This is a genomic window from uncultured Bacteroides sp. (genome assembly GCF_905207245.1).
Taxonomy (GTDB): Bacteria; Bacteroidota; Bacteroidia; order Bacteroidales; family Bacteroidaceae; genus Bacteroides.
The window spans coordinates 1-25,756 of the sequence record NZ_CAJLKP010000072.1; the positions used below are offsets into that span (position 1 = coordinate 1).

A 25,756-nucleotide genomic window follows, 5' to 3' on the forward strand; every position below is an offset into this window, starting at 1 on the left:
AAAATATATTGAGTAAACTAACTTAGGTATAACAAGCGAAGTTGTCAACTAAATCCAGTACAGTACATTTCTTCCCACGGGAACAATAGTTTCCTGAGCTGGGAACTGGGGTTTCTCCTCATAGAAACTCGAGTTTCCTTTAATGGGAACTGTCGTTCCCTTACGTGGGAACGCGCGTTCCCCTTCGTGGAAACCGAACTCGGTGAGTGCTGACAAACCGTTTGTCAACACTCATCATCACGTTGTCAGCACTGCGAGTGAACACCCATCAACAAAAGGATTGAAGTATGTCAGTGCTGGAGTGCTGACAACTTTGCAAAAAAGTTATTATAGTCAGGCTCTTTCGCAGTGCACTTCCACTCCTGCCGCATCCATATCGGCTCCCATAGGTGGATTACGCTTGGCAAGTTTCAACTCAATGCCTTTTACGGCGGGGAAGGTGCGGAACAGTCGTTTCACGATGCGCCCACAGGCGTGTTCCAGCAATTTGGAGGGGATGTCCATTTCTGCTTTAATGTTCTCGTATACATCGGCATAGCTCACGGTGTGTGTCACGTCGTCCGTCTCGGCAGCACGGGCAATGTCAACTTTCAACCTCAGGTTAATGACAAACTCATTACCCACTTCGCGTTCCTGTTCACCTACACCGTGATAGGCGAAGAAACGGACATTATCAAGGAATATGTAACTGTTCATAATCAAATAGAATAACTGGTAAGTGACAAAAATAAGAATTCTCTACCACTGTACAAAGAAAACAGGCGGATAAGTCTTCGGACCTATCCGCCTGTTTTCTAACTGGGAAGGTGGTCATTACCCTTTCCGTCCCGTCTGTTCTATCAATCCTTTAATCTTTTCGTTCAGGCTTTCCGCTTTCATCAGTTGTTCCAGTGTCAGGTGCATGCGGTAGCGCCAGTAATGTCTTGGGTTGGCGGGTATGTTGATGCGTTCTTCCTGTACATTGGGGTTACGCCATTTGCCGTCCATAGCCATCCAGTCCTGTAAGGAGAGGATGCAAAGGATGGAGTTACTGTAAAGATGGGCGCGCACCACTTCTTCGCAGAGTTCCGGGGTAGCAAATGCCGGTGCGGTGCCGTAATGCCCCAGTATGGAGTTGTAGTAGCGTTGCGTCTGTTGGAAATCTTCTTCCCACCAACCGCGAAGCGTGGACATATCGTGCGTAGAGATGGTGCAAACAGAGCGGTACGGATACCAATCCGGATGTCCGAATTCTTGCGACGGGTCTTTCGGCATGCGCTGTATTTCCAGACTGAGGATGCGCAGGTCGTTCATTACCCAAGCCACGCAGTCGGGTATCATACCGAGGTCTTCACCACACACCAGCATGCGGGTGGATTGCGTCAGTTGCGGCAACTTTTTCATAGCCTGATCGCGCCAGAAGTCGTTGTGGCGGTGATAGTAGTACTGGTCGTACAGGCGGTTGAAAGCCGCCTTGTCCCAATCATTCAGTGCTCGGTAGATGAAATCGTGCTGCACACCGATGCGGGGGTGGAATTTGTTCGGGTCTTCGCGGTCGGGCACAAAGAGCACATTGCTGATGAGTGCATATAATCCGTCGCGTATCCAAATGCTGTCCTCGTCCGTCTTTCCGGCAAAGTAAGCCTCTACTTTGCGTTGGGTGTCGAACTCGGGGCGCATGCGATAAATCTCCCAAGTGTCCGTAGGCTCTATGAATGTCTGTTTCACGTAATCTGTGTGCGGACCGAACATCTGTCCTAGGAAATACTCATGTATATACGGTTTCACGAAGAAGTCTTCGCGGAACGCCATTCCGTAGCTTTCTATCTCTTCGCGCGTCATAGGCAGAGCGGGGACGAATTGTCCCAGCAATCCGTGTACGGCGTGCATCGGGATTTCCCAGATGCGGAAGAAACCCAGAATATGGTCGATGCGGTAAGCGTCGAAGTATTCCGACATCTTGCGGAAACGCTTCATCCACCAGGAATAACCGTCTTTCTCCATTACATCCCAGTTGTAAGTGGGGAAGCCCCAGTTCTGGCCGTTCACGGAGAAGTCATCGGGTGGTGCACCCGCTTGGCCGTTCAGATTGAAGTAGTAGGGTTCCGTCCACGCTTCCACGCTGTTGCGGCTGATACCGATAGGAATATCGCCTTTCAGCACTACGCCGTTGGCGCGTGCATGTTCAGTTGCTGCCAGCAATTGCAGGTGCAAGTGAAACTGGATAAAGAAATAGATGGCGATGTGTGGATAGTCGGCAGATTCCGGCTGACACAGTTTCTCAATTTCTTCTGCTTTATATTCGGTGAACTTCGGCCATTCGCGGAAGTTGGGCGTTTTGTAGGCATCGCGCAGGTAGCTGAATGCGGCATAAGGCTGCAACCATTCTTTATTGTTTTCAAAGAATTGGCGGAAGGCTTCGGATGCCAGCACTTTCTCGCCCTCTTGTTTGTATATCAGGCGGAAATACTCCCACTTGGTTTGGTTTACTGCTTCGTAATCCACGGTAGGAAGAGCGTTCAGTTCTTTCTGCCGCTTATTGAACTCTGCCATTTTCTCTTTGTCTTTCAACGTTCCCATCTGTTTGAGGTCGGCATACATGGGGTGGAAAGCATAAATGGAAATGCTGTTGTACGGATAAGAATCTGTCCACGTGTGTGTCATGGTGGTGTCGTTGATGGGCAATATCTGCACGGCTTTCTGGCGGGTGAGCACTGCCCAGTCTATCATTTTCCTGAGGTCGCCGAAGTCACCTACGCCGAAGCTCTTTTCGGAACGCAGCGAGAAGATGGGAACGGCTACTCCGGCACCTTTCCAGTCGGGCAGGGCGAAGTAAACGTAACGGTCGCCGATTACCAGCGTTTCGTTAGTGCCTATTTGCGGGTCGGCCATGTAGCGGTTGGGGTTGTTCTCCCATGCCACGGCACGGCGTTCTTTCTTATTATAAAGAATGAATTTATACTCCAGCGGGAAGCTGATTTTTCCGGCATCCACTTCAACTTGCCATTCGGGGAAGTTGGCGTCGCTCATGAGAACGGCTTTGTCTGCATCCCAATCTCCCAGCGTTTTCTGGTTGCCGCAAATGCCCAGACAGTGGTCGTTATCGATGCACGGGGCATACGCTTTTATCAACAACCCTTTCTTGTGACTCTTTGGAGCGGCATTGCGTTCGGGGTGTGCCAACAGGGATTCTGTGAAGGCGGCTGTGTAGAAGTATTGCTGTTCGGGCAGATTCTTCCAACAGTCCTGCAGGCGGTATACTTTCTTCTTGTCACCTGATACGTAGAGAGTGCGGGGAAGATTATCCCACTCCGTCCGTATGTTTTTGCCGTCGCGATAGATTTGATAACTGTATTGAACAATGCCGTTTTCCGGCGCTTGAATGTCCGCTTCTAAAGTCCAGTGAATACCATCTACGGTTTGTAATGGTACGGCTTTTCCGGGTTGATTATCACCCAGTTCCGGAACAGAGCCTATGACTCTGACCTCTTCACCCCAACTGGTGCGGTACTCGATATGAAAAGATAGTATCATATAATATTAGATTTAGTAATAGCTGCAATGATTATGCAAGTATAGACATTATTCCGCATAATCACGCAGCTATCGCTATCTAAGTTTTTTAAAATCCTATGCAAACGTTTGTGCTTGCTTTCTGCACATCAAATATCATCCGCAACGCGAAGCTCCGCAAGTGGTGCAAATGAGGCAACCTTCTTGATATACAAGTGTTTCGTTGCCGCAATTCGGACATTTCTTGCCTTTGGCTTCTGTGCCGTCCGTAATGTATTTCTTCAAAGCGCGTTCCACACCGTTCTTCCAGGTATTGATGCTTTCGCTGTCCAGTTGCAGAGAACCGACCAATTTGATAACCTGTTCGATAGGCATACGGTAACGCAATACACCGGAAATCAGCTTGGCGTAGTTCCAGTATTCTTTGTTGAACTTCTCGGACAGACCTTCAATGGTGACTTTGTAACCACGTTTGTTCTGGAACTGGAAGTCATAACGCTTGTTGCCGTCTTTATCCACGTTCTTGATAATGTGTCCGGTCGTCACGTTCTTCGGCAGGATGATACCTTCATCATCGTCCTGGAGACCGGTGAAGATTTCATATGGATGGTCGTCCAGCAAACCGACGAATGCTACCCATTTCTCCTTATTGTTCTGGAAGCGTACGATGTCGGCTTCAAGTACCGTAGGACGGGTTTCTACCACCGTAGGCGGTTTGCAGGGAGGCAGGTCTTCCTTCTTATCGCTTTTTGCCGAAATGAGTACGCCGGAACGGGAGCCGTCACGATAAACCGTACAGCCTTTGCAACCGGACTTCCATGCTTCCACATACAAGCGGTTCACCAGGTCTTCGTCTACGTCGTTCGGAAGGTTGATAGTTACGCTGATAGAGTGGTCCACCCATTTCTGGATGCGTCCCTGCATCTTGACTTTCATCAGCCAGTCCACATCATTGGAGGTTGCTTTATAATAAGGTGATTGCTCAACCAAAGCATCGATCTCTTCTTGCGTATAGCGTTTGGCCGGATCGTATCCTTTTGCTTCGAGCCACGTCACAAACTTGGGGTGGAAGACAATATATTCTTCAAAAGCATCGCCCGTATCATCCACGAAGTCGATGTGTACATTGGTGTCGTTCGGGTTTACTTTACGGCGGCGTTTGTACACAGGTAGGAATACGGGTTCTATACCGGAAGTGGTCTGTGTCATCAAACTGGTAGTACCTGTCGGAGCAATGGTGAGGCAGGCGATATTACGGCGTCCGTACTTCTTCATTTCTTCATACAGTTCCGGGTCAGCTTCGCGCAAACGGTTGATGAACGGATTATTCTTTTCTCGTTCGGTGTCATAGATCTCGAAAGCACCACGTTCTTTTGCCATCTCTACAGATGAGCGGTAAGCGTTCAGGGCAACAGTCTTATGTACTTCTTCGGAAAACTCTGTGGCTTCTTCCGTGCCATAACGCAATCCCAATGCAGCAAGCATATCGCCTTCGGCAGTAATACCTACACCGGTGCGGCGTCCTTGTCCGCTCTTCTTATATATCTTGTCCCACAATACACGTTCCGTGTGCTTCACGTCTTCGTTTTCGGGGTCGGCATCAATTTTCTCTATAATACGCTCAATCTTCTCCAATTCCAGGTCGATGATATCGTCCATGATGCGTTGAGCCAAAGCTACATGTTTCTTGAACAATTCGAAGTCGAAATATGCATCCGGCTTGAAAGGATTCACCACATAAGAGTAAAGATTGATAGCGAGCAAACGGCAGGAGTCGTATGGACACAAAGGGATTTCACCACATGGATTGGTAGAAACAGTGCGGTATCCCAGGTCGGCATAACAATCGGGTACTGACTCTTTTAATATGGTATCCCAGAACAATACACCCGGTTCTGCCGATTTCCATGCATTGTGAACGATTTTCTTCCACAGGTTGGTGGCATTGATTTCTTTCTGCACAGTCGGCTCGGAAGAATTAACAGGGTATTGTTGTATATACGGGGTGCCTGTGACAACGGCCGGCATAAAAGCATCGTCCAGTTTCACTGATACGTTGGCACCTGTCACTTTACCTTCTGTCATCTTGGCGTCAATGAATGCTTCCGAATCAGGGTGCTTGATAGATACGCTCAACATCAGTGCACCGCGTCTTCCGTCCTGAGCAACTTCACGCGTAGAATTGGAATAGCGCTCCATGAAAGGAACCAACCCTGTGGAAGTCAGCGCTGAATTCTTTACCGGGGAACCTTTCGGGCGGATGTGCGACAAATCGTGTCCTACGCCACCGCGGCGTTTCATCAGTTGCACTTGTTCTTCGTCTACTTTGAAGATGGCACCATATGAATCGGCTTCGCCATCTACTCCGATAACGAAACAGTTGGATAAAGATGCTACCTGGTAGTTGTTGCCAATTCCGGTCATCGGACTTCCTTGCGGAACGATGTACTTGAAGTGGTCGAGCAATTCGAATAACTCCTCTGCACTTAGTGGATTAGAGTATTTAGCCTCAATACGGGCTACTTCATTGGCTATTCTCCAATGCATGTCTTCCGGAGATTTCTCGTAAATATTTCCGAAAGAATCCTTTACTGCGTACTTGTTTACCCAAACACGCGCAGCCAGTTCGTCACCCTGAAAATATCGTAAAGATTCTTCATAGGCTTCTTCGTAAGAATAAGTTTGTTTTTCCACGATGCTTTTTTCCTTAGATTTATTTTTTAATAAGTAAGAGTGTAGAAGTAATACCTATCATTAACAAATGTGATTGCAAAGCTAAGCATGTTTTTTGTTATATCAAAATAAAAAGAGAATAAATTATGAACAGGGTGTGAGTTTTCCGTTTTATAATAATAGTTTGTTGATTTATAGAATATTAGCAATTTGTGGTGAACAAAAAGTTTTCCAAAAAGAAAATTAATACTAGAGGCATGATAAGTAGCATACTTGCTTTTAGAAAACATAGTCAAACTTTAGACTCGCTATTTAGCAATAGTCTGTCATTCTTTTCCTATATTTGCAAAAAAATGAAAGAATGGAAATCCTAAAACAAAGAAGAACAATCCGCAAATATCAGCAGAAAGATATTTCTCCTGATTTGTTAAATGATTTGCTTGATTCCGCATTCCGTGCTTCTACAGTGGGGAATATGCAGGTGTATAGTGTAATTGTAACGCGTGATGCTGACAGGAAAGCTAAGCTGGCACCAGCTCATTTTAATCAGCCGATGGTGCAAAGCGCACCTGTGGTTTTGACGTTTTGTATAGACCTGCGTCGTTTCAGCAAGTGGTGCGAACAGCGAAAAGCAGTTCCCGGATATAATAATCTTGAATGGTTCGTGACCGGATCTGTAGATGCTCTGCTGGTAGCACAGACTTTTTGTGTAGCTGCTGAAGAAAAAGGCTTGGGAATTTGCTATTTGGGAACGACTACTTATAACCCGCAAATGATTATCGAAGCTCTGGAGTTGCCGGAGTTAGTATTCCCTATTACTACAGTGACGGTGGGTTGGCCTGCTGAGGAGCCTGCTCAAGTGGATCGTTTGCCACTAGAGGCCATTATACATGAGGAGACTTATCATGATTATACGCCGGAAGACATAGACCGCTTGTATGCTTATAAAGAATCTTTGCCTGAAAATAAGCAGTTCATTCTTGAAAATAATAAAGAAACATTAGCTCAAGTCTTTACGGATGTACGTTATAAGAAAGAGGATAACGAAGCAATGTCGGAGAATCTTTGGAATGTAATAAAAAAGCAGGGTTTTTAACCCTGCTTTTTTAATGATGCTTGAATGTCATCTATCTCAGCACGGAAAGCTTTGTCCACTTCCCGTAATTCTTTAATGGTTTTGCATGCATGCAATACGGTTGCGTGGTCTTTGTTACCAATCAGCGTACCTATCTTTGCCGTAGAAAAATCCGTGTAGGTTTTAGCGAGGAACATGGCTATCTGACGCGCCTGTACCACTTCGCGCTTCCGTGATTTGGTATGAATCGTAGCGGTGTCCAGAGAGAAATGTTTGCATACCACATTGATAATGTCGTCAACAGTGACTGCTTTACTTTCGCTTTTCACCACTTTCCGCACAATGCGTTGCGCCAGTTCAAGGTCAATCTCCTTATTATATATAGTAGAGTGTGCCATGATAGAGATAACGATACCTTCCAGGTCACGAACACTGTCGCCTACGTTTTCTGCAATGTAATCTATTACTTCCGCCGGAAACTGTAAGCCATCACGATGGATTTTATTACGAAGAATATTTTTGCGCAATTCTACCGTCGGTCTTTCCAGTTCAGCTACCATTCCCCATTTGAAACGGGTGATGAGGCGTTCTTCCATACCCTGCAATAGTACAGGAGCACGGTCTGAAGTTAGGATGAGCTGTTTGCCGTTCTGGTGTAAGTGATTAAAGATGTGGAAGAAAGTATTCTGTGTCTTAGTAACACCGGCAAATTCCTGAATATCATCGATAATCAATACATCTATTGACTGGTAGAAGTTAATGAAATCGTTTGTAGTATTGTTACGCACAGAATCTGTATATTGTACCTGAAACAAGTGTGCTGATACGTATAATACTCTTTTATCCGTGTAGAGTTCCTTGATTTTTGTGCCGATAGCATTTGCAAGGTGTGTTTTTCCTACACCTGATGCTCCGTAAAAAAACAGCGGATTAAAAATGGTTTTCGCCGGGTTTTGAGCGACAGCTTCTGCTACGCTGCGAGAAAGTTTGTTGCTATAGCCTTCAATAAATGTTTCAAAGTTGTATTCCGGATTCAGATGTGGGTCTAAATCTGCAATAGGAGTTTGCGGTATCTCTTTGCCAATTATCTTTTTTTGTGGAATAATAGTGCGGGGAGTAGATTCGAGGTTGACGGTAGTACGTGAACTCTTATCTACCATAACATTATACAATAACTTGGTACCATCACCAATCACTTTGTATAGAGTTTTACGCAACAAGTCAACGAACTTGTCCTCCAAAAACTCATAGAAGAACTGGCTGGGTACTTGTACAACCAGCGTCTTGTCCTCATATTTCAAAGGTATGATGGGGAGAAACCATGTTTTGTATGTCTGCTCAGGAACATTGTCTCTGATAATCTCAAGACAGCGGTTCCATAGCCCGACATGATTTAATTCACTCATAACGGCTTTAAATACATTTATTAATTAAGCGAAACTTCTACGCCTGCAAAATTGGCAATCTTATTTCAAAAAAACAAATGTGTTTTTTCTTGTTTTTCTGTTAAAAGCAATAAGCTCTTTACTTTCAACTACTTATCTTGTTGCATATAAATAGCGTCTTTGGAAGGCTATTGTTTTTTTATAAGTCTCTGTACTATAGTTGAATATACAAGTAAGGACTGAAATCTTTAACTTTTGGAATGATTCTGTAGAAGGGGGTGCTTTAGTTTCTACACGGACTTATCGGGTGTTTTCTTCCCAATTAGCTTACTCCCTTTTATTTAGACTAATTCTATTTAAAGGGACTTTCTCTACTTATCTTTTTTGCCGAATAAGGAGAAATGAACATACCTTTTCGGATGTGATTTCAGATCTTCAAGCAAGTCGGCTGCATTGGCTGTTGTTGCATTCAGATTATTGTAAAGTGACGGATCGTTCAGAAGCAATCCGATGGTGTTATCTTTCCGGCCTAATTGGTCTGTAATCATTTTTATATTTGCCAGTGTGGAATCTATGCTGGCGAATGCAGCAGAGTAGTCTATTTCCTTCAGGTTATCACTGATAACGACGAAGTTATCGCCAATAGTGTTTAGTTTTTGAGTAAGCTGCGGAATATCTTTACTCATAATAGCCTGTAACTGCCGGCTGGTGATTTCCATATTCGCCATTGTACCTTGCATACTATGTAATGTGCCGGGGATGGCAGGGTCTCCAAGTATGGTATTCAGTGAAGCAAGGATGGAGTCCAACTTGGGAAGCATCTTTTCTACTTGTGGCATAATCGTTGCTACTTGGTCCATTACACCGTTGTTGACATTACCTTGCAGCGTGTCGCCTGTCAGGTACTTTTCGCGCGGATTGTTTGCCAGTAATAAGTTCATCTTCACTCCCCCCATCAGTTCGGAGGTCAGTTCGGCAGTACTACCTTTCGGTATGCGCAGTTCCGGATCTACGTCTATTTCCGCAACTACCTTTCCGGGTTCGTTATAGTCATAGTAGAGGTCACGCACAATACCTACACGGAATCCGTCGGCAAAGACCGGACTTGACTTCGTCAGTCCATTGATATTATGGAACTTTACGTAGAAATAGTTGGTAGGCTTGAACATGTGGATACCTTTCAGGTAATTGATGCCATATACCAATATGCAGAGGGCAACAATGCCTGCAAGCCCTATTCTAACTTCTTTAGTAAGATACTTCATCATGATGTTATAGTCTTATTATTTGTTTCTTTTCTTTTTAAATTCCTCAATAGCCGCACTGACATTCATCTTCTTTCCATTTTTAAAAGCGATGATAAAAGCGTCTTTGAATTTCGGCGCTATTTCACGTTTAGTACGTGCCACTTTATTATAATCGGTCGATGCCCCATATGTATATTTATAGAGTCCGCCTTCCTGATAATGTTCTACACCTTTCAGTCCTTTCAGTCGTTTGTCATTGGTGGCAATCGGACGGGAAGAAGTCAGTATTTGTATTTTAAACACGGGACCGGTGTTATCGGTTTGCTTATTGGGCGTTTTTCCCGTATTTTGTTTTGTCCCGGTATTGTTGGCAGCAGATGTCGTCGGCTTTTGAACTGTTTCTGCTTTTTTTTCGATTGTATCCGCTTCTTCTACCTTACCGGCATCTGTTTCCTCCGGCAGTATCGTGCGGCTGCTTCCGGTCATCCGTATCTCATGCTCGCGTTTATAAGAAAGAAAAGCGCGGAAAATTCCGTTGGCGAGTGTAGTGCTTCCTGCTTCAGAGTTGAGATAACGTTCTTCTTCCGGATGGGATATAAAACCGAGTTCTACCAGGATGCTGGGCATGGCACTGGCTTTGAGTACCAGGAAACCGGCTTGATGCACACCACGGTCTGCACGCTTGCAAGTGTGGCGGAACTCTTTCTGTACGAGCGAAGCCAGATGTACACTTTGGGACATGTACTTATCTTGCATAAACTCAAATATGATGTAAGACTCTGCCGAATTGGGATTGAATCCTGCATAGCGCGTCTTATAATCGCTTTCGTATAAAATAACGGAGTTTTCTCGTTTGGCTACTTCCAGATTAGCGTCCGATTTGGCAAGACCAAGTGTCCATGTAGAGGCTCCTTTGGCAGTATTATTCTTTGCTACGGAATTGGTATGAATGGAGATGAATAAATCTGCTTTAGCATTGTTGGCAATATCCGCTCGTTTACCAAGGGGGATAAATACATCCCGTTCGCGGGTATATATCACTTTTACGTCCGGACAGTTCTTCTTTATTTGTCTTCCCAATTTGAGTGCGACATTCAGGTTGATAGTTTTTTCTTTGGAGAACTTGCCTAAAGCACCGGGATCATGACCTCCGTGTCCGGCGTCAATAACGACAACGAAATCCTTTGCTTCGATGCTGTTGGTGCAGAAAGGGGAAATGAACAGCCCGAAGCAAATGCAGATATATAATATGTGTCGTTTACAGAGTTTCATACCAAAAGTCGTTGCAAATGTAGTGGAAATTTATAGAAAACTGATGCTTTGCATGAAGTTTTGTTACTTTTCTCCCTGATTTGTGATAGATTTCTTTAAAACAGACTAACTTTGCATCCGCAAATTAAATAGAAAATAGGTATGTTAGTTCGTTTTCTTAAGAACTGGACATTGCCATTGGCGATGCTTACAGGTACTTTGGGATACTTCATCCTTGCGAATGTCCCTTTCTTGGCGCCTACCAAACCATATATCAATGATTTGATTGCGTATATTACTCCTCTGCTGATATTTGCCCAACTGTTGCTTACTTTCTGTAAAGTAGAAAATCTGAATGAACTGAAACCCAAGGCGTGGCATGGTTGGTTGTTGTTGTTTCAGACTGTCTCTTGTCTGGCGATTGCCACTTTGCTGGTATGTTGTCCTATGGACGAAATTTACAGGGAGGTGTTTGAAGGAGCGATGGTTTGTGTGATTTGCCCTACTGCTACGGCGGCGGCTGTCATCACGGGCAAGCTGGGAGGTAGTGCATCTACACTGACTACTTATACCTTATTGTCTAATTTGCTGGCGGCGGTGGCTGTTCCACTGGTTTTCCCGTTGGTAGAACCTCATGCCGATATGAGTTTCTTTGCAGCTTTTCTGAAAATTCTGAGTAAGGTTTTTCCGTTATTGCTTTTTCCTTTCTTTCTGGCATGGTTTCTGAGGGTGTTTATGCCGCGTGTGCACCATTTCTTATTGGGGTTCCATGATCTTGCTTTTTATTTGTGGGGGGTAGCGCTTGCCATCGTATCCGGACAGACAGTCCGCTCGCTGGTGATTAGTGATGCACCGGTGTCTGTTGAAATTCTGATAGCACTTGCAGGATTAATAGCCTGCTGCCTGCAATTCTTTCTGGGTAAGAATATTGGCGGACGTTATAATGACCGTATCAGTGGTGGTCAGGCTTTGGGGCAGAAAAATACGGTGCTTGCCATCTGGATGGCTTATACCTATCTGAATCCGCTTTCTTCCGTAGGGCCGGGGTCTTATGTTCTGTGGCAGAATCTGATAAATAGCTGGCAACTATGGAAGAAAAGGAAAAGAGAGGAACAACTTTCTATTGAATGATAGGAAGTAAGTACGCGGGGGAAAGACTATATCTCTAACGTAGCAACAGTTCTTCTTCGTTGTAGCGTGGGCGGTCTTTTACTTCAATATATATTTTACCGATGTATTCGCCTACAATTCCCAGAGATACTAATATTGCACCACCAACCAGCCAGAGAGAAATCATCAGAGATGACCATCCCGGCACGGCGTTGTGGAGGAAGTAAGCACGTAGGGTCCAGATAGTGACGCACACAGCTACGAGGATGAAGATGCAACCTAGCCAGAAAATCATACGTACAGGCTTGACCGAAAAAGATGTAATGCCGTCGATGGCAAAGTTCAACATCTTCTTGAAAGGGTATTTCGATTCGCCCGCAAAACGCTTGTCACGATTGTAGTAGACGCAGGCTGTTTGGTAGCCGATGAGAGGTACCAAGCCACGCAGATAAAGATTACGTTCGCGAAAGCGGCAGAGCTGGCGGACGGCGCGGCTGCTCATTAAGCGATAGTCTGCATGATTATAGACCGATTTTGCTCCCATTAGTTTCATCAGGCGATAAAAGACAAGAGCGGTGGTACGTTTAAAGAAGGTATCAGTTTTACGTTCCTGTCGCACGCCATATACAATATCACAGCCCTCTCTGTAGCGTTCCAGCATTTCGGGGATGACATTGATGTCGTCTTGTAAGTCGGCATCTATGGAAATGGCGGCATCACATCTCTCTTTAACAGCGTTTAGACCGGCTATGAGCGCATTTTGGTGCCCTACATTTCCAGCCAGATTCAGACCGCAGGCATAAGGAGTATTTTGGTGAAGGTCTTTGATAATGCTCCAAGTATGGTCGGTACTGCCATCGTTTACATACAATATGTAGCTTTTAGGAGAAATATTCCCCTTAGCTATAAGGAGGTCAAGCAATTGGGTTAAGCGTTTGTGTGCTTCGTGTAAGACGGCCTCTTCTTTATAGCAAGGCACTACGATGGCAAGTACTGGGGATTTTTCCATAATCAATTATTCTTTTTGCAATATTCGTAAGAAATCGGGAGAAAAACAAATGATTGTTATCTCTTTTTGAAAATAAACCTGACTAACAGGAAATTGACTGGGATAGCGATACAGAATACCGGAATGGGTGCCATGGGTTTGGGAAGTCCAATCCAGAGGAAAAGATTGAATAATCCCATGTGCAGTAAATAGTTGACTAAGTGTGCGCCTCCAAATCCGAAAGCCTTTCTCCATGAGGGTTTACGCTTAAAGGTGAAATAAGCGGTCAGGTAAAAATTGGCGATGAGACTGATTACATATCCTATAGTGTAGGCTATATTGACATTAATAAGCCATTGAAACAAAAAATACAATCCATAATGTAGCGCAGTGGCAAAAATGCCTACCATTGCAAAACGTATAAATTCCGGTAGTTGCTTCAGATCTTTCATCTTTTTGATTTGAAGCTGTAAAGTTAGGCATTGTTGGAGAATAATCGTACTTTTGCGGGCGGAAATCATAAACAACGAGAGAATATTATGTCAGAAAAGAAAAAAGCATTTTGGTTCATAGCAATACTGAGTGCGCTTGTGATACTTCCTTTCCTGGGAGAAACTATTTTTTATTCTAAAGGAGAACCTCGTGAGGCTATTGTAGCTTTCTCTATGTTGGAGAGTGGTAATTGGATACTTCCGGTGAATTATGGAACCGATATAGCATTCAAGCCTCCTTTCTTTTACTGGGCGATTGCTGCCGTCTCTTCTCTTTTAGGTGGAGTTACGGAATATTCATCCCGCTTTCCGTCGGCTCTTGCCTTTTTGGCCATGCAGTTGGTGTTCTTTTCTTTTATAGCCAAACGTAAAGGCATAAAGACAGCTTTTCTTGCTTCTATTCTTCTTTTATCCTCTTTTGAAGTACATCGGGCGGCGGTGGCCTGCCGTGTAGATATGGTACAGGTGTCGTTCATTGTTATTTCATTGTGCTTGTTGTTCCGCTGGGATGAGAAAGGATGTCGTGGTATTCCCTGGTTAGCTGTTTTGTTGATGGGCTGTGCCACATTAACTAAAGGTCCGGTAGGTTCTATATTCCCCTGTGTCTGTATAGGACTTTACCAGTTGCTGCGTGGACGTTCTTTCTGGAAGACATTTTTCCTGTTGCTACCTGTAGGAATGCTCTCTCTGCTTCCTTATGCTGCTTGGGTTGGCGCGGCTTACGCACAGGGTGGACAAGCTTTTATTGATTTGGTATTGGAGGAGAACACAGGGCGTTTCATGGGTAAGATGTCCTATGAGTCACATGAAAATCCGGTTTGGTATAATTTCCTGACCATTATTTGGGGATGGATTCCTTGGACTCTTGTGTTGCTTATTTCTCTCTTTGGGCTTAAATGGAAAAATATCAGGGTTTTGCCCGAAGGTACATCTGTCGGTGGACGCATCAGGAAAGCTTGGGATAAGTTTCGTTCACAGTCGCCCATACAACTATTTACGTGGGTAGTGATTCTCTTTATTTTTATATTCTATTGTATCCCCAAGAGTAAGCGCAGTGTATATCTGCTTCCTATTTATCCGTTCATGGCAGTACTGATGGCTGAGTATTTGTTAGCTTTGGTACAGCGTGGGGCAAAGGTATTTAAAATTTCTGCTAACATTTTTGCTTCTCTGTGTCTGATACTGACGGCTACCTTCATTGTTGTACGTTTAGGATTGGTGCCGGACAGTCTTTTCGGAACCGGTCGCCACGCAGCCGAGAATGTTGCTTTTATGCATGCTTTGAAAGAAGTTTCTCTTTCTATTCCCAAATGGTGTCTGGTAGCGCTTCCACTGATTGCTGCGGTCTGCACATGGAGGGGAGTGGCAAAGAAGGCTGGCGCTTACTCCTTATTATATAGTATTGCCGGATGTATGCTTTGCCTGTTTGTCTCATTGGATGCAGTATACCAGCCTACGGTGCTGGCTGTCAAGTCAGACAAGCATATCCTTAATCAAATCAGGGAGTATGTGCCTCAGGGAACGGTTTATTCGTATGATGGTATGAGTTTCTATGGTATCAACTTCTATATGGGCGATCAGATGCGGCATTTTGAAACGGAATTACCATCCGGTGAAGGATATGTCATATCATCGGAGAAGGAAAATAAACAGTTATTGGCGAACTTCAGTAGTCAATATGAGTTTGAAGAAATCTTCCTTACGCAGAAGCGTAGCTGCGATTTACGTGCTAAAGTTTATATGTATAAGTTTAAAAAGAAATAAATGTCACCTGCCATAATCATTGATAAATATTATCCGGAAGATAATGAACGGAAACATATCTTGTCGGTGCATAGCCGTCTGGTGGCTGAGAAAGCATTGTGGATTGCCGATCACCACCCGGAACTTCAGTTGGATAAAGATTTTCTGTATGAAGCCGGTATGTTGCATGATATTGGTATCTTTTTGACAGATGCTCCGGGTATCTTCTGTTTTGGTAACCAACCATACATCTGTCATGGCTATCTTGGAGCCGACCTGATGCGTCGGGAGGGGTATCCGCGCCATGCGCTGGTATGCGAAAGGCATACAGGTGCAGGACTCTCGCTGGACGATATTGCTGCACAAAATCTGCCTGTTCCCCATCGGGATATGCTTCCGGTTAGTCTGGAAGAGCAAGTCATCTGTTTTGCTGACAAGTTCTATTCTAAAACTCATCTGGAACGGGAAAAGACTGTAGAAAAGGCACGGAAAAGTCTTTCTTATTTCGGCAATGCAGGCTTGAAACGTTTTGATTGTTGGTGCGAACAGTTCTTGTAGCATTCTAAATTTCTTTAAAAAGGGAGATTATCCGTATAATTTACGTACTTTTGCCCCTTCAAGCGGAAACTATTAGTTGATTACGCCATTGAAAGCAAATACATTCATATCATTCATACTACTACTTGTCTTACTCCTGCTATCCGGCGAGGCCTTTTCGCAACGTCGGCGTGGGAGAACTGTTCCCCCTGGAATTGAGCGGACAGATACTTTTAATATCGAGGGTGTGCAAAAGGGGGATACATTGAAAAATGACACGGTACAGTTGCAACCTGCTCAGAAAAAGCAGCCGTTGGATGCTCCGGTGATTTATGAAGCCACTGACTCTATTGTGTTCACCCAAGGTGGAGTGGCTAATTTATATGGAGACGGAAAGGTGAATTATCAAAAGATAGAGTTGGCGGCTGCCGTGATTACCATGAATATGGATAGTAGTACGGTTTATGCTTATGGGGTGGAAGATACATTAGGAACAGTATCAGGAAAGCCGGTTTTCAAAGATGGTGATACGCCTTATGAAACTAATACCATCCGATATAATTTTAAAAGCAAGAAGGGACTTATCAGTAATGTCGTCAGCCAGCAGGGTGAAGGATATGTTACGGGTAATAATGCCAAGAAGGGCATGAATGATGAGCTGTATATGAAAAGTGGCCGTTATACCACTTGCGATAATCACGATCATCCTCATTTCTACATGCAAATGACTTATGCCAAGGTGCGTCCCAAGAAGAACGTCGTCACAGGCCCTGCATATTTGGTGATAGAAGATGTACCGTTACCTCTTGCCGTTCCGTTTTTCTTCTTTCCTTTCTCCAGCAGTTATTCATCGGGATTCATTATGCCAAGCTATATGGACGACTCCGCCCGTGGATTCGGATTGACGGAGGGTGGTTACTATTTTGCTATCAGTGACAAAATGGACCTGAAACTGCGGGGGGATATTTTTACAAAGGGTTCATGGGCGTTGAATGCTGAAACAAATTATAATGTCCGGTATAAATTCTCCGGTTTGTTTCAGGCCAATTATCAGGTTACCAAAACGGGTGATAAAGGTTTGGACGACTATGCGGTAGCAAAAGACTTTAAGGTGGTATGGTCACATCGTCAGGACCCGAAAGCCAATCCTAATTCGTCATTCTCAGCGAGCGTAAATTTCTCTTCCAGTAGTTATGAGCGTACCAATGTAGGTAACTTGTACAACTCGCAAGCAATGACGCAGAATACAAAAACGTCCAGTGTCAGCTACTCTCGCAACTTCCCTGACCAGAAACTTTCGATCTCGGCTACGGGGAATATTTCACAGAATACGAAAGACTCTGCTATTGCCGTGACTTTACCGGATTTGACTATTACGTTGAGTACTATCTTTCCCTTTAAAAGAAAACAGGCGGCAGGTGATGAAAAATGGTATGAGAAGATTTCAATACGCTATAGCGGACGTCTCTCTAACAGTATTACAACGAAAGACAACCTCTTGTTTAAATCTAACCTGATAAAGGACTGGAAGAATGGAATGAAACACGAGGTGCCTATCAGTGCCACGTTTACTTTGTTCAAGTACTTCAATCTGACTCCATCGGTCAACTACACAGAACGCTGGTATACCCGAAAGGTGATGAAAGATTGGGACCCGAGCGGAGGAACAAGTGGCACAGGTGGGGAGGTTAATACCGATACCATTTACGGTTTTCACCGGGTATATGATTATAGTGCCAGTCTGGGCCTTAATACCAAGATTTACGGTATGTACAAGCCATTGTTCATGAAGAAGAAAGAGATACAGATACGTCACGTCATAACTCCTTCTGTCAGCATCAGTGCATCACCTGACTTTGGTTCTTCCGGTTTTGGCTATTATGATACTTATCTCAAACCCAATGCTGATGGAACACAGGATACAGTTACGTATTCTCCGTATGCCGGGCAAATGTTCGGGGTGCCGGGGCAGGGTCGGTCAGGAAATATTTCATTCCAGATTTCCAATAATCTGGAAATGAAATATAAGGATAAGAATGACTCCATTCGTAAAGTCAGCCTGATAGATGAGTTAGGTGCAAGTATTTCTTATAATACGGCTGCTAAAGTGCGTCCGTGGAGCAACCTGACCATAAACTTGCGCTTGAAGTTGAGTAAGAGTTATACTTTCAGTATGAGTTCTGTTTTCGCTACTTATGCTTACGCCTTTGATAAAAACGGTAATGTGGTTCCAAGTGATCGTACAGAGTGGTCATATGGACGTTTCGGACGTTTCCAGGGATATGGTAACTCTTTCAGCTATACGCTCAACAATGATACCTGGAAGAAATGGAAAGCATTCTTTACCGGAGAAAAGTCGGATGGGGAGGATACTAAAGCCGGCCAGAGTGATACGGAAAATGAAGATGACGAAACGGATGACACCGGGACGGATACTGCTCCTACCAAGCGAAAGAAAGAAAAAGCTGCTGTAGATGATGATGGTTATCAGGTGTTCAAAATGCCTTGGTCAATAAATCTGAGTACAGGCTTTAATATAACAGAAGATACGACGAAGCCAATCAACAGAAATAGCATGCGGTATCCGTATAAGTTTAGTTTGAATGCCCTTAATATTAATGGTAATGTTAAGATTTCCAATAAGTGGGCCATCAGTTTTAATTCCGGTTATGACTTTAATGCTAAAAAGATTGTGCAGACTTCTTTTAATATCACACGTGACTTACACTGTTTCAGCATGTCTGCCAGTCTCTCTCCTTTTGGCGCATGGAAATATTACAGCTTCGTTATCCGTGCTAATGCCAGTATTTTGCAGGACTTGAAATATGATAAGAAGAGTCAGACACAGACTAATATTAAATGGTACTAAAAAAGAGGGAATTATAAATCTATAATTCCCTCTTTTTTTACCATGCTATCTCCTGCTCTCCATGTTCCTTTAAATATGCATTCGCTCTGCTGAAGTGTTTATTCCCGAAGAAGCCATTGTAGGCGGAAAGGGGGGAAGGGTGTGCAGAAGTCAGTACTAAATGCTTGTTACGGTCAATGAATGCACCTTTGCGCTGTGCATATGAGCCCCAAAGGATGAATACGAGATGTTCGCGTTGCTCAGCGAGAACACGGATTGCGGCGTCGGTAAACGTTTCCCAGCCGCGGTTCTGGTGAGAACCTGCCTGATGTGCACGAACGGTGAGAGTAGCGTTCAAAAGTAGCACTCCTTGCTCAGCCCAGCGGGTGAGATTACCCGTAGAAGGTGCATCAGTGCCTATATCGTCTTTAATCTCTTTGAATATATTAATCAGTGAAGGAGGAAAGCGAACTCCGTCATTGACGGAAAAACATAATCCATGAGCCTGTCCGGGACCGTGATAAGGATCCTGGCCAATGATAACCACCTTTACTTTGTCAAATGGGCAAAGATTAAAAGCATTGAATATTAGTTTTCCCGGAGGATAGATCGGATAGTGGGTGTATTCTTCCCGTACAAAATCCGTCAGCGTGTGGAAATAATCTTTTTCAAATTCCGGCTCCAAACGCGCTTTCCAACTTTCTTCTATCTGAACATTCATAATTTTGTGTGTTAAAAGTTTCGGTCGCTAAGATACAATTTTAATCCGGTTCCTGTAATATAGCATTGATATTATTTCTTTGGGTGGGGATAAATGAAAAGGCAGAGAATTTTGGCTCTCTGCCTTTTCTTATTGTTTATAGAATACTAAATCAAATAGATATTGTGCTCTTTGCACTCCTGACGCATATCCTCCGGCCAGATACTGGCTTGAATCTCTCCGATATGTGCTTTGCGGAGATAAAACATACAAAGGCGCGATTGACCTATACCACCGCCTATAGATAAAGGTAATGTATCACTCATTAACCGTTTATGGAAATAAAGTTCCAGACGTTTTTCTTCTTTCTCTTGCTTTAACTGGCGTTGCAACGCTTCCTTGTCCACACGGATACCCATGGACGAGAGTTCGATGCTGCGTTGCAATACATCATCCCACAGTAAGAGGTCACCGTTCAGGCCCGGAAGACCGTTAAGACCTTCCGAAGTATAATCATCATAGTCCGGAGCACGTCCGTCGTGCTTTTCTCCATCACTTAGTTTACAGCCGATGCCGATAATGAATACTGCGCCATATTTCTTTGTAATGGCATGTTCGCGGCATTTAGGCTCCAGGTCCGGATAGAGCTGGCGTAACTCTTCGGCGTGGATGAAATGTAATTTCTGAGGCAGGCAAGGCTTGATTTCCGGATACATTTCATACACCATATATTCTGTGCGTATCATGGCTGCATAAATGCGGTTCACGATTTCTTTTAAGAACTCTACGTTGCGGTTCTCGGCAGTGATGACACGTTCCCAGTCCCATTGGTCCACATAAAGGGAGTGTAGATTTCCCAGCTCTTCATCCGAGCGTATGGCATTCATATCGGTGTAAATACCATATCCAGGTTCAATATTATAATCTGCCAATGTCAGTCGTTTCCATTTGGCAAGAGAATGTACTACTTCGGCTTGTGCGTCTCCCAAGTCTTTGATTGGAAATGATACGGCACGCTCCACGCCATTCAGGTCATCATTGATACCCATACCTTTCAGTACGAAAAGCGGGGCGGTGACACGGCGCAAACGTAATTCAGATGAAAGGTTCAATTGGAAGAACTCTTTTATCTGCTTAATTCCTAATTCTGTTTGTTTTAAGTCCAATAAGGGTTTATAGCCCTCTGGTTTTATCAGATAACTCATAAGTGTATACTATGTTTTTGTCCGGCAAATATAGGTATAATATTTATATTTGCATTGGAATTTCCTGAAATTGTGAGCATTTTGTCTCTTATTAACCTGTACTGGCTCTCAAAATAACATTCTTCTCTTAAGTGGTTTGCTGCAAAAAAAGATAAATGATTAGGAATATGCCCGGATTTTTTATACTTTTGTCCCCGCATTAAGGCTCCGTAGCTTAGTGAATAGAGCGTCAGATTCCGGTTCTGAAGGTCGTGCGTTTGAATCGCACCGGGGTCACTAAAGTAAAAAGGGGAATATCGATAACGGTATTCCCCTTTTTCTTTCTTTTAAGTAAGAAAATTTAATCTCCCATCTCTGCTACTTCTATTGAGAGAATCGGGTATGTTCCTTTCATTGCTTCTATTTCTCTGTCAGTTGCATAGATGAATATACATCTGTTGATTGCGGGAATCTGTATTTTCCTCACTTTTTCTTTCCAGTAGCGTCTTACCAAGAGGGTAGGGAAGTAGGTTATCATACCTTTATTCTCTAAGGTTTCTTTGGTTTTTCTCTCTTTATGTGGTGCTGTCAGTACAACATACCAGCCTCGTGTCTCATTAAGGCGTTCTTTTATGTTTTGGAGTATCATAATCAGTAAGCTTTGGTGACAACGAAATCAAAGGTGTTGAAGAATTGGGGCTTGTTGGCTATGGATATAGGCAGGACGATACTGATTGCCGCCCTGTTTCCTTTCCGGATATCTTTTCTATGATAAATCTTCCCTCTTTCCGAATCTTCTATTAAAATACTTGCAGTACAAGTGTGGCTGATTTCACTATTGCCTTTTATTGTTTCCTTTGTAAGAGGTGATTCCGGAACTGGATAGAGCAGTAATTGTGATGCTCGCCCGTTGATGATGAATTGGGAGTTACTCCAATTGATTCGTGCTTCATCAGATGAGTTATTCCGGATAACTATTTCCCAGAAGTCTTCATTGGGTATGAAGTTATAAGTGAGATTCTCATTGATATATTCTAATTTTCCTTTTTGGTTTTCATACCACTTGAAGCTTATACAGCAATCCTTGTCTATATATTGAGCTTGCATAGTGGCAGGTAATGCCAAAAACAACAAAATTAAAGAATAATGCTGTCTTTTATACTTTCGATAGTCGTTGTATATCCACAATAAAATTGTCAAAATACAGACAGGAATGGCTATAAGAATAAGCACTAATAAGGTCATAGTAATTTGGTTGTTTTAATGTTTATATGATTTTGTGACAAAGGTATCATAATTTGTTTGATAAAACAAATAAATTATGAATAAATAGCAATCAATGAACAGATAAATTATTATTTTACTTCCTCTTGGTCTGAATAATAAATCGTACCTTCATAACAATGGAAAAGACTAATATCTATATAGGGGAGGTTATAAAGGAGGTCATGGCTGAAAAACAGGTGACAAAGGCTGAACTATCAAGAAGACTGCAAGTTAAGCCTCAGAGTGTTGACTATATGTTAACACGAAAAAGTATTGATACAGACACTTTGTATAATGTATCTAAAGCTTTGGATTATGATTTTGCTATGCTGTATTCTATAGGTAAGGGACAGGCAAATTATGATAGAGATGAAGAGGCGTACAAACTATCTACTGCAAAGATTCTCATAGAACTGGAGTTAAAGCCAGAAGAAATAATAAAGTTGAATTTAAAGAAAAAGATAGCTGAAATGCTGGGATAAAGTATTTTCTTTCCTATAAATGAAAAAACGTTCGGTTTCTTTATCCGAACGTTTCACGTAAATTCTCCCAATTATCACAAAAATCTTGCATGGATGGGAAGAGTATGTCTGCTCCGGCATCCAGTAATACTTGTCCGTCGATGGGACCTGTATTGACGGCTACTGTAAATATACCTGCTGCCGCTCCGGCTTGCACTCCCATGGGAGCATTTTCTACTACGATTGCTTCATTGGGTTTAAATCCACCTTTTTGCAATGCCATCAGGTAGGGTTCAGGATGTGGTTTCCCGTACTTCACATCAAATGCAGTTACCATTAGTTCGCGTTGGAACATGCCGGGAAAGTTGTGTGAAAGCCGGTCTAATAATGAATGTTGCCCCGAGCCTGTGACCACCATTGGTGTCAGCCCCTCTGCCTTTATTTTTTGTAATACTTCCCATGCGCCGGGCATACGTTCCGGTTCGGGATTGCTGTTGAACTCTGCACTCTTTTCTGCGTAAATGCTCTGTATCATTTCAGGAGTGGCATCTTTGCCAAATTGTCGTTGATAGACGATGTTGATGGTAGCGGCTCCGGTACGTCCTTCATGCAGATAAGCTTCTTCGCGGCTTAGGTGAAGTCCGTGGCGTTCCATGACCTTGTTCCAAGCGTCTGCATGATAGGGCATGGAGTTGAATAATACACCGTCCATGTCGAAGAGGACGGATTTCAGTTGAATTTGTGAATACCCGTAGGATTGAAGATAACGGGCGACAGCTTCTTGAAACATAATACCTATTATTTTAGGCTGCAAAGATACAATAAAAAAACGAGGTGTGAACGATTTAACTCATTCACACCTCATCTATCTATGGTTTACTTGTTTCCTTTTACAGTCTTGCCTGAATAGCTTTTGATTCTTCTTCGTATCCCGGTTTGTTTAGTAATGCAAACATATTCTTCTTGTATGCTTCCACGCCCGGTTGATTGAACGGATTGACTCCCAGTAGATAACCACTGATACCGCAAGCAATTTCAAAGAAGTAAAGCAACTGACCAATATTGAATTCATCCAACTTTTCGATAACAATGCGCATATTGGGCACACCGCCATCCACGTGAGCCAACTGAGTACCCAGTTCGGCCATCTTGTTCACTTCGTCTACACGTTTGCCAGCCAGGAAGTTGAGACCGTCCAAGTTAGCTTCGTCAGTAGGAACTTCCAGTTTGTGGTCTACTTTCTCTACAGAGATTACAGTTTCGTAGATGGTGCGTTCACCTTCCTGAATCCATTGCCCCATAGAGTGCAGGTCAGTAGAGAAATCTACGGCTGCCGGGAAGATACCTTTGTTTTCCTTGCCTTCTGATTCTCCGTAAAGCTGTTTCCACCATTCGCTTACATAGTGCAGTTTCGGGCAGAAATTCACGAGAATTTCAATCTTCTTACCGTTCTTGTACAACTCGTTGCGAGTAGCAGCATATTGCGCAGCGGGGTTTTCAGCAAACGGAACGTTTATGCCGCAAGCCTTTTCCATGTCGACAGCACCGGCTACTAACTTCTCAATATCGAAACCTGCAATGGCAATCGGCAGCAAGCCTACCGGAGTCAGTACAGAGAAACGACCGCCCACGTTATCGGGGATAATGAATGATTTGTATCCTTCCTTATCGGCTGTGATGCGGGCAGCACCTTTCTTTTCATCCGTGATGGCAACGATTACTTTCTTAGCCATTTCCTTGCCGCGTTGGTCTTCGCACTGTTTTTTCAGCAAACGGAAAGCAAGAGCGGTTTCGGTGGTAGTTCCCGATTTGGAGATATTGATAACGCCGAATTTCTTATCTTTCAGGAATTCAGTCAGTTCATACAAATAATCTTCGCTGATATTGTGTCCTGCATAGATCATGACAGGTGCAGTTTTCTTTTCCTGTAACCAAGTGAAGCTGTTTGACAAAGCCTCGATGACAGCACGTGCTCCAAGGTAGCTTCCGCCAATGCCGGCCACGATCACTACTTCGCAGTTGTCGCGCAACACTTGTGCGGTGGCTTTCAGGTCAGCCAAATGTGCTTGGCTGATAGACGAGGGGAGGTGTAACCAGCCCAGGAAGTCATTACCTTTTCCGGTACCGTTTTCCAATGCTTCCTGCGCAGCTTTTACCTGAGCTTCGTAAGCAGCAACAGATGCTTTGGAAATAAATCCAAAAGTCTTTTCAATGTTCAAACTAATCATAATATTCTAGGTTTTAAATTCAGTGTACTTATTTATTTCAGGAAATTACCGCAACGAATCAGTCAACAGTTTAATTTCTATCATCGGCGAAATGCGTTCGTACAGGATGTTGTAGACGGCATCCAGTATCGGCATATTGACGTGGTGATGTTTGTTAATCTCTTTGATACATTTTGTTCCGTAATACCCTTCGGCAATCATTTCCATCTCTATTTGTGCGCTTTTCACAGAATATCCCTTGCCAATCATTGTACCGAATGTACGATTGCGGCTAAAATTAGAATATCCCGTTACCAGCAAGTCACCTAAATAAACAGAATCATTCACGTTTCTGTTCAGTGGATGCACGGTTTGCAGGAAGCGGTTCATTTCTTGCACGGCGTTGGATATCAATACTGCCTGAAAGTTATCACCATACTTCAGACCACTACAGATGCCGGCGGCAATGGCATACACGTTTTTCAGCACAGAACTATATTCTATACCGGCCACGTCATTGCTGACAGATGTCTTGATGAATGAGCTGGCCAGACGCCGGGCGATGGTACATGCCTTGTCTGTATCCGGGCAAGCGATGGTGAGATAGGAGAGACGTTCCAGAGCTACTTCTTCTGCGTGGCAGGGACCTGCCAGTACGGCAATGTTTTCGGGCGGAACACCATATTCTTTCGTGAAGTACTCCGATACAATCAAGTTGTCGTCGGGTACGATTCCTTTAATAGCAGTAATGATGAATTTGTCCCGTATCCGTGTTTTCAGCTTCTTCAGGTGAGCTTTGAGATAAGGAGAGGGGGTGACAAATATCAGCGTATCAGATTCCTTCACTACATCGTTGATATTAGAACTGAAGTTGATACGCTTCATGTCAAATTTGACGCCCGTCAGGTAGGCAGGGTTATGGCCCAATCGTTTAAAATCGGCTATACGGTCATCTCGTCGCATATACCAGTTAATCGACTCAGCCTGGGCAAGTACCATTTTGGCAATGGCTGTGGCCCAGCTTCCTCCGCCCATTATGGCTATCTTTCCGGGTAGTTTCATATCGAAATTAATAATTAATAATTAAAAATTAAAAGA

General features: G+C 43.7%; 21 protein-coding genes and 1 tRNA gene. 7 read left to right on the top strand and 15 right to left on the bottom strand.

All coding sequences use genetic code 11. The annotated features are described in order from the left end of the window. Positions 1-333 precede the first annotated feature (333 nt). The 3 genes from folB to QZ135_RS18690 form a co-directional block, all read right to left on the bottom strand. Positions 334-696, bottom strand: coding sequence for a dihydroneopterin aldolase (gene folB / locus QZ135_RS18680; RefSeq protein ID WP_294612790.1), 363 nt, complete (start codon positions 694-696; stop codon positions 334-336). A 117-nt stretch (positions 697-813) separates the two neighbouring features. After that, positions 814-3,513 (bottom strand): 4-alpha-glucanotransferase, encoded by a 2,700-nt coding sequence (locus QZ135_RS18685; RefSeq protein ID WP_294612793.1) that lies wholly within the window; start codon positions 3,511-3,513, stop codon positions 814-816. A gap of 135 nt (positions 3,514-3,648) precedes the next feature. Next, positions 3,649-6,186: an adenosylcobalamin-dependent ribonucleoside-diphosphate reductase gene (locus QZ135_RS18690; RefSeq protein ID WP_294612798.1), complete on the bottom strand. Its 2,538-nt coding sequence runs from the start codon at positions 6,184-6,186 to the stop codon at positions 3,649-3,651. A gap of 340 nt (positions 6,187-6,526) precedes the next feature. Here QZ135_RS18690 and QZ135_RS18695 point away from each other — a divergent pair, with 340 nt between their 5' ends. Continuing rightward, positions 6,527-7,261 (top strand): NADPH-dependent oxidoreductase, encoded by a 735-nt coding sequence (locus tag QZ135_RS18695; protein WP_294612801.1) that lies wholly within the window; start codon positions 6,527-6,529, stop codon positions 7,259-7,261. On the opposite strand, the gene dnaA is transcribed toward QZ135_RS18695, so the two are convergent. The 3 genes from dnaA to QZ135_RS18710 form a co-directional block, all read right to left on the bottom strand. After that, the gene (gene dnaA / locus QZ135_RS18700) at positions 7,258-8,646 is read right to left on the bottom strand and encodes a chromosomal replication initiator protein DnaA (RefSeq protein ID WP_294612804.1); all 1,389 of its coding nucleotides are present in this window, start codon (positions 8,644-8,646) and stop codon (positions 7,258-7,260) included. The genes QZ135_RS18695 and dnaA overlap by 4 nt on opposite strands. Before the next feature lie 350 nt (positions 8,647-8,996). Next, on the bottom strand, positions 8,997-9,890 hold the full coding sequence (locus QZ135_RS18705; protein WP_294612856.1) for an MlaD family protein: 894 nt from the start codon (positions 9,888-9,890) through the stop codon (positions 8,997-8,999). 18 nt (positions 9,891-9,908) lie between these two features. After that, positions 9,909-11,144 carry an N-acetylmuramoyl-L-alanine amidase gene (locus QZ135_RS18710; protein WP_294612806.1) on the bottom strand — a complete coding sequence of 412 codons (1,236 nt, stop codon included), beginning with the start codon at positions 11,142-11,144 and terminating at the stop codon, positions 9,909-9,911. Positions 11,145-11,285: 141 nt separating this feature from the next. Between QZ135_RS18710 and QZ135_RS18715 the strand changes: the two genes are divergently transcribed. Then, complete coding sequence (locus QZ135_RS18715) at positions 11,286-12,254, top strand: transporter (RefSeq protein WP_294612808.1); 969 nt, start codon at positions 11,286-11,288, stop codon at positions 12,252-12,254. Between the two features lie 34 nt (positions 12,255-12,288). On the opposite strand, the gene QZ135_RS18720 is transcribed toward QZ135_RS18715, so the two are convergent. Continuing rightward, positions 12,289-13,242, bottom strand: coding sequence for a glycosyltransferase family 2 protein (locus tag QZ135_RS18720; protein WP_294612811.1), 954 nt, complete (start codon positions 13,240-13,242; stop codon positions 12,289-12,291). A 56-nt stretch (positions 13,243-13,298) separates the two neighbouring features. Then, positions 13,299-13,673, bottom strand: a complete 375-nt coding sequence (locus QZ135_RS18725) for a GtrA family protein (protein WP_294612814.1) — start codon at positions 13,671-13,673, stop codon at positions 13,299-13,301. A gap of 87 nt (positions 13,674-13,760) precedes the next feature. Here QZ135_RS18725 and QZ135_RS18730 point away from each other — a divergent pair, with 87 nt between their 5' ends. From QZ135_RS18730 to QZ135_RS18740, 3 genes are all read left to right on the top strand, one after another. Beyond that, positions 13,761-15,476, top strand: a complete 1,716-nt coding sequence (locus tag QZ135_RS18730) for a glycosyltransferase family 39 protein (RefSeq protein WP_294612817.1) — start codon at positions 13,761-13,763, stop codon at positions 15,474-15,476. Continuing rightward, positions 15,477-16,013 carry an HD domain-containing protein gene (locus QZ135_RS18735; RefSeq protein ID WP_294612820.1) on the top strand — a complete coding sequence of 179 codons (537 nt, stop codon included), beginning with the start codon at positions 15,477-15,479 and terminating at the stop codon, positions 16,011-16,013. Positions 16,014-16,092: 79 nt separating this feature from the next. After that, the gene (locus tag QZ135_RS18740) at positions 16,093-18,861 is read left to right on the top strand and encodes a putative LPS assembly protein LptD (protein ID WP_294612859.1); all 2,769 of its coding nucleotides are present in this window, start codon (positions 16,093-16,095) and stop codon (positions 18,859-18,861) included. 37 nt (positions 18,862-18,898) lie between these two features. Here the strand turns inward: QZ135_RS18740 and QZ135_RS18745 are convergent, their stop codons facing one another. Continuing rightward, entirely contained in the window at positions 18,899-19,561 is a 663-nt protein-coding gene (locus QZ135_RS18745; RefSeq protein ID WP_294612823.1) for a uracil-DNA glycosylase, read from the bottom strand. Between the two features lie 146 nt (positions 19,562-19,707). Next, a complete protein-coding gene (gene asnA, locus QZ135_RS18750) occupies positions 19,708-20,745 on the bottom strand; it encodes an aspartate--ammonia ligase (protein WP_294612826.1) in 1,038 nt (345 codons plus the stop codon). 203 nt (positions 20,746-20,948) lie between these two features. On the opposite strand from asnA, the gene QZ135_RS18755 reads away from it, so the two are divergent. Next, positions 20,949-21,021: transfer RNA gene (locus tag QZ135_RS18755), tRNA-Arg, on the top strand. 64 nt (positions 21,022-21,085) lie between these two features. Here QZ135_RS18755 and QZ135_RS18760 read toward each other — a convergent pair. Both QZ135_RS18760 and QZ135_RS18765 read right to left on the bottom strand, forming a co-directional pair. Then, a complete protein-coding gene (locus QZ135_RS18760; protein WP_294612829.1) occupies positions 21,086-21,373 on the bottom strand; it encodes a transcription termination/antitermination NusG family protein in 288 nt (95 codons plus the stop codon). 2 nt (positions 21,374-21,375) lie between these two features. Then, positions 21,376-21,969 (bottom strand): hypothetical protein, encoded by a 594-nt coding sequence (locus tag QZ135_RS18765; protein WP_294612832.1) that lies wholly within the window; start codon positions 21,967-21,969, stop codon positions 21,376-21,378. Positions 21,970-22,127: 158 nt separating this feature from the next. On the opposite strand from QZ135_RS18765, the gene QZ135_RS18770 reads away from it, so the two are divergent. Then, positions 22,128-22,472, top strand: coding sequence for a helix-turn-helix domain-containing protein (locus QZ135_RS18770; RefSeq protein ID WP_294612834.1), 345 nt, complete (start codon positions 22,128-22,130; stop codon positions 22,470-22,472). Positions 22,473-22,512: 40 nt separating this feature from the next. On the opposite strand, the gene QZ135_RS18775 is transcribed toward QZ135_RS18770, so the two are convergent. The 3 genes from QZ135_RS18775 to QZ135_RS18785 form a co-directional block, all read right to left on the bottom strand. Continuing rightward, a complete protein-coding gene (locus tag QZ135_RS18775) occupies positions 22,513-23,241 on the bottom strand; it encodes an HAD family hydrolase (RefSeq protein ID WP_294612837.1) in 729 nt (242 codons plus the stop codon). 100 nt (positions 23,242-23,341) lie between these two features. Beyond that, entirely contained in the window at positions 23,342-24,679 is a 1,338-nt protein-coding gene (locus QZ135_RS18780; RefSeq protein ID WP_294612841.1) for a glucose-6-phosphate isomerase, read from the bottom strand. A 45-nt stretch (positions 24,680-24,724) separates the two neighbouring features. Continuing rightward, positions 24,725-25,720 carry an NAD(P)H-dependent glycerol-3-phosphate dehydrogenase gene (locus QZ135_RS18785; protein ID WP_007659963.1) on the bottom strand — a complete coding sequence of 332 codons (996 nt, stop codon included), beginning with the start codon at positions 25,718-25,720 and terminating at the stop codon, positions 24,725-24,727. Positions 25,721-25,756: the final 36 nt, after the last annotated feature.

Excerpts from the sequence above, each read along its gene's own strand:
- QZ135_RS18745 (WP_294612823.1), bottom strand. The coding sequence starts at position 19,561 with ATGAATGTTCAGATAGAAGAAAGTTGGAAAGCGCGTTTGGAGCCGGAA.
- asnA (WP_294612826.1), bottom strand. The coding sequence starts at position 20,745 with ATGAGTTATCTGATAAAACCAGAGGGCTATAAACCCTTATTGGACTTA.
- QZ135_RS18695 (WP_294612801.1), top strand. The coding sequence starts at position 6,527 with ATGGAAATCCTAAAACAAAGAAGAACAATCCGCAAATATCAGCAGAAA.
- QZ135_RS18715 (WP_294612808.1), top strand. The coding sequence starts at position 11,286 with ATGTTAGTTCGTTTTCTTAAGAACTGGACATTGCCATTGGCGATGCTT.
- QZ135_RS18725 (WP_294612814.1), bottom strand. The coding sequence starts at position 13,673 with ATGAAAGATCTGAAGCAACTACCGGAATTTATACGTTTTGCAATGGTA.
- QZ135_RS18770 (WP_294612834.1), top strand. The coding sequence starts at position 22,128 with ATGGAAAAGACTAATATCTATATAGGGGAGGTTATAAAGGAGGTCATG.
- QZ135_RS18780 (WP_294612841.1), bottom strand. The coding sequence starts at position 24,679 with ATGATTAGTTTGAACATTGAAAAGACTTTTGGATTTATTTCCAAAGCA.
- dnaA (WP_294612804.1), bottom strand. The coding sequence starts at position 8,646 with ATGAGTGAATTAAATCATGTCGGGCTATGGAACCGCTGTCTTGAGATT.
- QZ135_RS18705 (WP_294612856.1), bottom strand. The coding sequence starts at position 9,890 with ATGAAGTATCTTACTAAAGAAGTTAGAATAGGGCTTGCAGGCATTGTT.
- QZ135_RS18710 (WP_294612806.1), bottom strand. The coding sequence starts at position 11,144 with ATGAAACTCTGTAAACGACACATATTATATATCTGCATTTGCTTCGGG.
- QZ135_RS18730 (WP_294612817.1), top strand. The coding sequence starts at position 13,761 with ATGTCAGAAAAGAAAAAAGCATTTTGGTTCATAGCAATACTGAGTGCG.
- folB (WP_294612790.1), bottom strand. The coding sequence starts at position 696 with ATGAACAGTTACATATTCCTTGATAATGTCCGTTTCTTCGCCTATCAC.
- QZ135_RS18720 (WP_294612811.1), bottom strand. The coding sequence starts at position 13,242 with ATGGAAAAATCCCCAGTACTTGCCATCGTAGTGCCTTGCTATAAAGAA.
- QZ135_RS18765 (WP_294612832.1), bottom strand. The coding sequence starts at position 21,969 with ATGACCTTATTAGTGCTTATTCTTATAGCCATTCCTGTCTGTATTTTG.
- QZ135_RS18685 (WP_294612793.1), bottom strand. The coding sequence starts at position 3,513 with ATGATACTATCTTTTCATATCGAGTACCGCACCAGTTGGGGTGAAGAG.
- QZ135_RS18785 (WP_007659963.1), bottom strand. The coding sequence starts at position 25,720 with ATGAAACTACCCGGAAAGATAGCCATAATGGGCGGAGGAAGCTGGGCC.
- QZ135_RS18760 (WP_294612829.1), bottom strand. The coding sequence starts at position 21,373 with ATGATACTCCAAAACATAAAAGAACGCCTTAATGAGACACGAGGCTGG.
- QZ135_RS18735 (WP_294612820.1), top strand. The coding sequence starts at position 15,477 with ATGTCACCTGCCATAATCATTGATAAATATTATCCGGAAGATAATGAA.
- QZ135_RS18775 (WP_294612837.1), bottom strand. The coding sequence starts at position 23,241 with ATGTTTCAAGAAGCTGTCGCCCGTTATCTTCAATCCTACGGGTATTCA.